Source organism: Streptomyces sp. SID5785 (genome assembly GCF_009870065.1).
GTDB lineage: Bacteria > Actinomycetota > Actinomycetes > Streptomycetales > Streptomycetaceae > Streptomyces.
Map to the genome: position 1 here is coordinate 1 of NZ_WWIA01000536.1, position 8585 is coordinate 8585.

6 protein-coding genes, 1 tRNA gene and 1 pseudogene are annotated in these 8585 nt (G+C 74.5%); 6 read left to right on the plus strand and 2 right to left on the minus strand.

The annotated features are described in order from the left end of the window. The first annotated feature begins 113 nt into the window (after positions 1–113). The 5 genes from GTW43_RS17455 to GTW43_RS17475 all read left to right on the plus strand — a co-directional run bounded on the left by GTW43_RS17455 (position 114) and on the right by GTW43_RS17475 (position 4454). Positions 114–1694, plus strand: a complete 1581-nt coding sequence (locus tag GTW43_RS17455; protein WP_161302950.1) for a hypothetical protein — start codon at positions 114–116, stop codon at positions 1692–1694. Next, a complete protein-coding gene (locus tag GTW43_RS17460) occupies positions 1691–3034 on the plus strand; it encodes an AAA domain-containing protein (RefSeq protein ID WP_161302951.1) in 1344 nt (447 codons plus the stop codon). Before GTW43_RS17455 ends, GTW43_RS17460 begins: the two co-directional genes overlap by 4 nt. 275 nt (positions 3035–3309) lie before the next feature. Continuing rightward, the gene (locus tag GTW43_RS17465) at positions 3310–3666 is read left to right on the plus strand and encodes a hypothetical protein (protein WP_161302952.1); all 357 of its coding nucleotides are present in this window, start codon (positions 3310–3312) and stop codon (positions 3664–3666) included. A gap of 121 nt (positions 3667–3787) precedes the next feature. Further along, the gene (locus tag GTW43_RS17470) at positions 3788–4390 is read left to right on the plus strand and encodes a bifunctional DNA primase/polymerase (RefSeq protein WP_161302953.1); all 603 of its coding nucleotides are present in this window, start codon (positions 3788–3790) and stop codon (positions 4388–4390) included. Next, positions 4381–4454 (plus strand) — tRNA-Lys (locus tag GTW43_RS17475). The genes GTW43_RS17470 and GTW43_RS17475 overlap by 10 nt, the downstream gene beginning before the upstream one ends. 64 nt (positions 4455–4518) lie before the next feature. On the opposite strand, the gene GTW43_RS17480 is transcribed toward GTW43_RS17475, so the two are convergent. After that, positions 4519–5775 carry a M6 family metalloprotease domain-containing protein gene (locus GTW43_RS17480; RefSeq protein ID WP_237536649.1) on the minus strand — a complete coding sequence of 419 codons (1257 nt, stop codon included), beginning with the start codon at positions 5773–5775 and terminating at the stop codon, positions 4519–4521. Positions 5776–6110: 335 nt separating this feature from the next. On the opposite strand from GTW43_RS17480, the gene GTW43_RS17485 reads away from it, so the two are divergent. Continuing rightward, positions 6111–8039 carry an EAL domain-containing protein gene (locus tag GTW43_RS17485; RefSeq protein WP_343246038.1) on the plus strand — a complete coding sequence of 643 codons (1929 nt, stop codon included), beginning with the start codon at positions 6111–6113 and terminating at the stop codon, positions 8037–8039. 31 nt (positions 8040–8070) lie between these two features. On the opposite strand, the pseudogene GTW43_RS17490 reads toward GTW43_RS17485, so the two are convergent. Continuing rightward, positions 8071–8585, minus strand: a pseudogene (locus GTW43_RS17490) (alkanal monooxygenase); the annotation flags it as partial.

Consider the following 8585-nt stretch of genomic DNA (forward strand, 5'->3'; position numbering starts at 1 on the left):
GTGCTCGCGGCGGCGCACGGCGAGAGCGGCGACCCGGCGGACCCGACGGTGGCGGCCCTGCGCCGGGCGGCCGCGCTGCGGGCCGAGGCACTCGGCGCGGCGGAGGGACAGCGATGAGCCTGATCGACCATCTGGCCCGGCTCGAGGCCACCGGCTCCGGCCGCGCCCAGCCCCTCGCGACGGTGCGGCACCGGCATCTGTCCCAGCGCCCGCTGGTCCTCGTCCCGCTGACGACCGCGGGTGAGACGGGCGCCCCGCTCGGCGCGCTCGTCGGCACCGAGCGGACCGCGCCGCGGCTCCTGGTCGTGCCGCAGCCGCGCGACCGCGACCTGCGCTTCGCGTTCCTGACCCAGCTCGCCGAGACGGTCCTGCCGTACCTGGACTCCTTCGCCTCCGACGTCGAGGCCGCCGAGCGCAGCGAGACCGACGCGGAGACCGGCAAGAAGGTCAAGGTCGAGGTCGAACTGTGCGCGGACGCCCCGCAGCTGATCGTGCCGAGCCGGGCGGGCGCCGAGTTCGTGCGGCTGCTCGGCCGCTCGATGCGGTTCCGGCGCACCGCCGAGCAGGACCCCGAGGCCCCGTACCCGGCGCCGCCGCACGTGCCGCTGCTCGGCCGCTGGCTGACCCACTTCGGCGAGCGGGCCCGGGTGCCCGGCGCGTCGCTGCTCCTCGCGATGACGGACCTGCTGTCCCGGCACTGGGCGACCGGCCAGTCCAGCCTGGAGGACCAGCACCTGGGCGCGCTGCTCGCCTGGATCGACGCCCCCGACGGCGCCTCGGGGGCGGCCGCCGCCGAGCGGGCGGAGCGCGGCCGGGACGAGCGCGGCCAGCTCCTGTGCCCGCCGGCCGGCCCGGCCACGGACCCGGCGTTCGACAACAGACTGCTGGCACCGGCCGTCGAGCGCTACGACCGCGCCCGTACGCGCATGGCCGCGGCCGAGGACGCGATCGAGGCGGACGGCCGGCTGGCCGAGCTGACCGCGGCGGAGCGCGAGATCCACGCCCTGGTCGAGTCCCGCACCCGGCCCACCTGGGACGCGGTGTGGCGCGGCCTCGACGTCCTGTGCACGCTGCCCGAGGGCGCGCACGCGGCGGACCGCTGGACCCGGGACCGCTGGTCGTTCACGATGCACCGGGACCGGGTCGCGGCGGGCGAGCCGCCCCAGCCCCGCCGCGACGACGCGGTGACCGCGGCGAACAAGCTGGCGACGCGCGAGCGCGAACAGGCGCGCCTGGACGCCCAGGAAGCACTCGACGACCCGCTGGTGATGGCGGGCCGCCGGCTCACCGGTGAGGCGTTCGCGGGCGAGGTGACGGAGGTCGTGGCGGCGTCCAACGAGAAGGGGCGTCCGCGCCCGCTGGTCACCGTCCGCACGGAGGACCGGCCGCACCTCGGGGAGCGCGTCAAGGTGTACCGCTCGCTCGGCGGGAAGCCGCAGAGCGCCGAGTTCGTGGCGTACGAGGACGACGACGCGGTGGTGCTGCGGCTCCTGGACAAGATGGGCCGCGGCAAGGAGCCCGACGAGGCGGCCGTGCCGCGGAAGGGCGACCGGATCTGCTGGACGCTGTTCGAGCACGAGCAGCGCGGCGGGCCGAAGCTGCCGGACCCGGAGGCGACCCCGTGGACGCACGGCGGCCCGCCGGGCACGGGCGCGGAGGCGCCGGACGGCGTGACGACGGAGGACATCCTGTGAGCACCCCTGCCGACGGTTTCGACCCGGGCGCGGAGGCCGCGCGGGCCACCGCGGGCATCCTGCGCGACACGCTCGACGGTGACGCGCGCGGGGTCGTCGTCGACTCCCCGCCGGGCGCGGGCAAGTCGACGCTCGTCGTGCGGGCCGCGCTCGAGCTGGCGGACGCGGGCCGCCCGTTGATGGTCGTCGCGCAGACGAACGCGCAGGTGGACGACCTCGTCGTGCGGCTCCACGAGAAGAGCCCCGAGCTGCCGGTGGGCCGGCTGCACAGCAGCGACGCGGACGCGTACGACAAGGCGCTCGACGACCTGCCGAACGTCCGGACGTCGGCGAAGGCGGGCGACCTCGCCCCGCTCCCGGTCGTCATCTCGACCGCCGCGAAGTGGGCCCACGTGAAGGTCGACGAGCCGTGGCGGCACGCCATCGTCGACGAGGCGTACCAGATGCGGTCGGACGCGCTGCTGGCCGTGGCCGGGCTGTTCGAGCGGGCGCTGTTCGTGGGCGACCCCGGGCAGCTCGACCCGTTCTCGATCGTGGGCTCCGAGCAGTGGGCCGGACTGTCCTACGACCCGTCGGCCTCGGCGGTGTCGACGCTGCTCGCGCACAACCCCGAGCTGCCGCAGCACCGGCTGCCCGTGTCGTGGCGGCTGCCGGCGTCGGCGGCGCCGCTCGTCTCGAAGGCGTTCTATCCGTTCACGGAGTTCCGCAGCGGCACCGGCGAGGGCGACCGGGCGCTGGACTTCACGGTCCCCTCGGACGGTTCGGGTCCGGACCGGGTCATCGACGAGGCGGCCCGCTCCGGCTGGGGCCTGCTCGAACTGCCCGCGGCGCACACCCCGCGCACCGACCCGGAGGCGGTGCGGGCGGTGGCCCTCGTGGTCCGGCGCCTGCTCGACCGGGACGGTGTCACGCACGCGGAGCGCGCGCCGCACGAGGGGGCGCTGACCGCGGACCGGATCTGCGTCGGCACGGCCCACCGCGACCAGGCGGCCGCGGTCCGCGCCGCGCTCGCCGAGCTGTCCGTCACCGGCGTCACGGTCGACACGGCGAACCGGCTGCAGGGCCGCGAGTTCGACGTGACGGTCGTCCTGCACCCGCTCTCGGGCCGCCCGGACGCGACGGCCTTCCACCTCGAGACGGGCCGCCTGTGCGTCCTCGCCTCCCGCCACCGGCACGCCTGCATCGTGATCAGCCGGGCCGGCATCCCCGACCTCCTGGACGCCCACCCGTCGACGGACCCGGTCCAGCTGGGCGTGACGGTGAAGTTCCCGGACGGCTGGGAGGCCAACCACGCAGTACTGGACCGGCTCGGGCGGCACCGGGTGACCTGGCAGCCGTGACCAGCACCCCGGCAACCGCCCGAGTGACGGCGAGCCACGCCCTCCGTTCGCCGGACGAAGTCCGGCACGCCGCCGGAGGCGGCCAATTGATGCAGCCCGGACGGCTGGGAGGCGAACCACGCGGTACTGGACCGGCTCGGGCGCCACCGGGTGGCCTGGAGACCCTGACACGGGCCCGGGGCCGGGGCCGGGGCCGGAGGGCGGGGCCGGGGCCGGACGGCGGTCTTGCGGAGTCCCGGACAATGGAGACGTAGTCGGCACCAAGGAGGACCACCATGGCGGAGCCCGAGCGGCCCCGTACGCCGCAACCCCGGTTGCGGCCCGTCCCGCTGATCTTCGAGCCCGCGGGGGCGACCGCGGACCCGGAGCACTTCTTCGACCTGGAGTCCATCGAGGACCCGCGCGAACTCCTCGGCCGGGCGACCGAGCTGACCCACGCGTTCCGCGCGGCGGCGGACCGCTCCATGGAGTTCCAGGCCATGGCTGCCGCCCAGCTCGCCGACCCGCGCCGGTTCGACCGGCTGACCACGGGGGACATCGCGGAGCGCGCGGAGTGGACCGAGGACTATGCGAAGAAGATGGTCGAGTTCGGCCGCGACCTGCTGCGCGGAGCGCGCGACGACGCCGACTGACCGGGCGTAATGACCTGATGGCATATGCCGAGGGGGCAAGATACTCCGCCCCGCCCCCTCCTGTCCCGATTTCCCGCAACTCCCGGGAATCGTCCTCTCACAGTCCGTAGATGTAGAGGACATGAGCACCGCACACCCGCATCTCACCGCGCCGGCCATGGCCCTCCAGGACCACCTCGACGCCTCGGGCCTCACCCCCGAGGGCGCCGCCTGGCTCGCCTCGGCGGAAACGTCCCCGCGCTCGGCCCTCGCCGACTGGGAGTCCCGCCCCGGCGCCCCCGTCGTCCTGCCGTGCGGCTCCGCCTTCGACGTGGTGAACGTCCCGGCGGTCTTCGGCCGGCGGATGCTGGACCGGCTCTGGGCCGAGGGCCCCGGCTCGGGGCCCGTCGCCGCGCACCGGGGCCGGATGCTGCTCTTCGCGGCGCCCGGCACGGCGCAGCGGCTGCCCTCGCTGCTCGAGTGGGAGGAGTGGGGGCCGGCCGTACCGCCGCTGCTGTGCCACGGGGTCGGGGACGCGGTGACCGTGCCCGCCCCCCTCTCCCCCGCGGCGGCGCACGCGCGGTCCCGGTGGCTGGTGGCGCCGGACACCCGGCGGCCGTGGCTGCCGGGGCCCGAGGTGATGCTCTGGGCCTGCGTGCGGGCGGCCCGTGCGACGGTCCGCATATCGATTTCTCGTGGCCGTGACCTGGATGCTAATGTCTACGACGTCAGCCGGCGCCATTAGCTCAGTTGGTTAGAGCAGCGGACTCTTAATCCGCGTGTCCGGGGTTCGAGTCCCTGATGGCGCACCTGAAGTGAAAGCCCCTCGCAGCAGCGAGGGGCTTTCGCCGTTCGTCACCGGGCAACCCGGGGTCAGCCCGTGGTGATCTTCACGTTCCAGGAGCCCGACGGGGTGCGGTCCTCGACCTCGATCCGGATCGGCTCCCCCGGCACCGTATAGCTCTCCCCCACCTCCAGCGGAGCGTCCGCCAGCGCCGGATACACGGATTCCCCGTAACACGCCCCGGTCCGCGGATGCGTGTCGAGCACCTGCATGGGCCCCTCCCCGGACGTGGAGTCGCTGTCGACCCGGTAGACGAGGATCCCGCGCGTGCAGGTCGCGGAGTCGTTCCCGGTCCCGCCCCGCGCCTCGACGGCGATCGCACTGGAGCGCCCGGTGCGGATCACCGCGAGCTTGGTGCCGTCCCCCGTGCCGAACGCCGTCCCCCGCGTGCGCGGTCCGGAGCTCAGCGGCTCCAGCGTGAACCGGTTCGGCCCGGCCGTGCCGACGCAGCGGACCTGCCGCGGATCGAGCCACCCGAGCTTCCACTTGTGCCAGGCGAACAGGTCGGGCGCGAGCCCGAACTGGCTTCCCATCACGTCCCAGTCGCCGACGTACGTGTCCCAGTCGCCCTTGCCGTCGGCGGGCCGGTGGTAGAGGTCGGGCAGGTCGAAGACGTGCCCGGTCTCGTGGGCCAGCACGTTCCGGTCCGGCGGATGCTGTTCGAAGACGGTGACGATGCGCCCGATGTCGGTGCCGTCGGCCCGCATCGGCCGGTCGAAGTTGACGACCTTCGTGGCATCGGAGTCGACCCCGGGCGCGTCCGGGTCGGCGACGAGGTACACGACGTCGTACTTGCTGAAGTCGGTCACGGGATCGGCGGCGCGCAGCGCGTCCCGCAGGTACTGGCTGCGGTGCGCCGCGCTCCAGTCCCGCTGTATGGCGTACGAGGTCGAGGCGTGCGGCATACGGACCCAGCGGCGCTGCGGGTGCGGCACGAGCTGGAACCGGCCGTACGAGGCGCGTTCGAAGAAGCGGGTGGTGGCGGGGAAGTGGTCGGCGGCCAGCTCCGCGGGGCTGGTCTGCGGCTCCGCGTCGGGGAAGGAGAGGAAGACCATCACGGCGTCGAGGCGCTTGCGCGGCTGCGGGTAGGACCCGTTCCACGTGTCCAGCCCCTCGGAGTGGTGGACGGAGGTCCGCTCCAGGGCGCAGCCCCCGCCGTAGGGGGTGGCGGCCGCGGGGCCCGCGACCAGACCTGTGGCGGCCAGGGCGGCGAGAGCGGTGAGCGCCGCCGCGAGGGCGCGCGGGCGGGACTTCTCCACTCCCCCGGGTGGCTGCGGACGCGGCAAGTCGACCTCCGGGTGGGGAAAGCGGGACACCCCACCCAGACTGCGGGTATTTGTAGTACTGCGCCCCTTTTATCTGGCCCGGACGAGTGACGCGGTGACACGCCGGGCTGTCACCGAACGTCACACCCGGTCGTGGTGCGCACGGACCTCGCCACGACGTCGCCGCACGTTGGGCAGAAACGATCTGGCGCGGCGCCGCTCCCCGCCCGGTGCGCGGCCCCCGGCGCCCGCAGGCTGGATGGGCCGTCCGGCCTGCCTCTATGATCGGCACACTTTCTGCCGGGACCCGGCCGCACCAGATCACGCATCCAGACGACGCACAGCGGGAGCGAGCGGTGAGCGCACAGTCAGAGGGGCCGACGACCGCGACGGAAGCGTCCCCGCCCGGCCCGCGCCCCGGCCGCGCCGTCAGGGAGTTCACGGAGCGTGCGGAGCCCGCCGACGGCGCGGGCCAGGCCCGGGAGGCCCTCGCGGCGCACCCGCTGCGGTCCGCGTTCCTCGCCTCGCCGCTCGCCATGGCCGTCGTCGACCCGGCGGGCCTCGTGGTCGCGGCGAACGCGGCGGCGCACACCCTGCTCGCCGGAGCCGGGGCCGGGACCGCGTCCGGATCCGGGACCGCGTCCGGTGCGGGCTCCGAACCGCTCGTGGGCCGGGACGCCGCCGAGCTGCTCGATCTGAGTTCGGACCCGCGCACCTGGCACGCCTACCGGGAGGTGCTGCGCGGCCGGCAGGCCCGGCTGACCCGCACCCGCCGGCTCAAGCACGGTTCGGGGCACTCCGTGTGGGCGCAGGTCACGGTCGGCCCGGTGCCGGGCACCGAGACCGCGCTGATCTCCCTCACCGACATCAGCGCCCGGCGCGAACTCGCGGCCCGGCTGCGACACTTGGAGATGCACGACCCGGTCACCCGGCTGCCCAACCGCGCGCTGTTCTTCGAGCGGGTCTCCGCCGCGCTCGAGGCGGGCGCGTACGAGGGCACGGGCGCGACCGGCCGGGTGGGCCTGTGCTACCTCGACCTCGACGGGTTCAAGGCGGTCAACGACACGCTCGGCCACCATGTCGGCGACCGGCTACTGGCCGCCGCCGCGGACCGTCTCACGCACTGCGCCGACCTGGCCAGGACGGCCACCGGCACCCCGCTGGTGGCCCGGCTCGGCGGCGACGAGTTCGCGCTGCTCGTGGAGGACTCGACCGGCACCGACCAGCTCGCGGACCTGGCGGAGTCGGTGCTCGCCGCGCTCCAGGAGCCGTTCGAGCTGGCCGGGCAGCGGCTGTCCGTCTCGGCGTCGATCGGCGTCGTGGAGCGGCACGTCACGGGCACCACGACGACCGGCCTGATGCAGGCCGCCGACACCACGCTGTACTGGGCGAAGGCCGACGGCAAGGCCCGCTGGACGCTCTTCGACCCGGAGCGCAACGCGCACCGGATGACCCGTCAGGCGCTGTCCTCCGGGCTGCGGCCCGCGGTGGAGCGCGGGGAGTTCGTCCTCGAGTACCAGCCGCTGGTGCGGATGGCCGACGGCGGACTGTCCGGCGTCGAGGCGCTGGTGCGCTGGCAGCACCCGCAGTTCGGGCTGCTGACGCCGAATCGGTTCATCGCTCTGGCCGAGGAGGACGGCTCGATCGTGCAGCTGGGACGGTGGGTGCTGCGCACGGCCTGCCGGCAGGCCCGCACCTGGCAGCTGGACCATCCGGAGGCCGAACCCGTCGTCGTCAGCGTCAATGTGGCGGTGCGTCAGGTCTGGGACTCGGACCTCGTGGCCGACGTCGCGCAGATCCTCGAGGAGACCGGGCTGCCGCCGGAGCTGCTCCAGCTGGAGCTCACCGAGTCGGCCGTGATGGGCTCGGCGGGCCGGCCGCTCCAGGCGCTCCAGGAGCTCAGCGACATGGGCGTGGCCATCGCCATCGACGACTTCGGCACGGGGTACTCGAATCTCGCGTACCTGAGCCGGCTCCCGGTGTCCGTCCTCAAGCTGGACGGATCGTTCGTGCGGGGATTCCAGAACTGCGGGATCGACGACGCCGACGGGAACGGGACGGACGGCGGGGCGCCGGTCGTGCCGTCGGACCCGGCCGACGCGGTGATCGTCGAGGCGCTCGTGCAGCTCGCCCACCGGCTCGGGCTCTCGGTGATCGCGGAGTGCGTGGAGACGTCCGAACAGGCGGACCGGCTGCGGCGCATCGGCTGCGACACCGGGCAGGGCTGGCTGTACTCCCGGCCGGTCGCGGCGGAGCGGATCTCGGCGCTGCTCGCCGGGGACTGAGCCCCGGCGGGCGGCGCGGACCCGGGTGGGGTCAGCCGGCCTGCGGGAGCCCGTAGGCGTCGGCGATCAGCTCGTAGGAGCGCAGCCGGACCTCGCCGGTGTGGGCGTTGGCCGTGAGCATGAGCTCGTCGGCGCCGGTGCGCTTCTGCAGGTCGTCGAGGCCGGCGCGGACCTCGTCGGCGGTGCCGTGGATGACGTTGGAGTTCCAGGTCCGGATGAAGTCCTGCTCCATCTCGCTGAACGGGTGGGCCTCCGCCTCCTCGGGCGTCGGGACGAGCCCCGGGCGGCCGGTGCGCAGCCGCACCATGTTCAGCGCGGCGGCCAGGACCTGGCGGCGGGCCTCGGTGCCGTCGTCGTCGGTGGCGAGCGCGGAGACGCCGATCAGGGCGTACGGCTCGGAGAGCACCGCGGAGGGCTGGAACGACTCGCGGTACAGGTCGAGGGCCGGGATCGTGTTCTGCGCCGAGAAGTGGTGCGCGAAGGCGAACGGCAGGCCGAGCGCACCGGCCAGCCGGGCGCTGAAGCCGGAGGAGCCGAGCAGCCACA

Excerpts from the sequence above, each read along its gene's own strand:
- GTW43_RS17455 (WP_161302950.1), top strand. The coding sequence starts at position 114 with ATGAGCCTGATCGACCATCTGGCCCGGCTCGAGGCCACCGGCTCCGGC.
- GTW43_RS17465 (WP_161302952.1), top strand. The coding sequence starts at position 3,310 with ATGGCGGAGCCCGAGCGGCCCCGTACGCCGCAACCCCGGTTGCGGCCC.
- GTW43_RS17470 (WP_161302953.1), top strand. The coding sequence starts at position 3,788 with ATGAGCACCGCACACCCGCATCTCACCGCGCCGGCCATGGCCCTCCAG.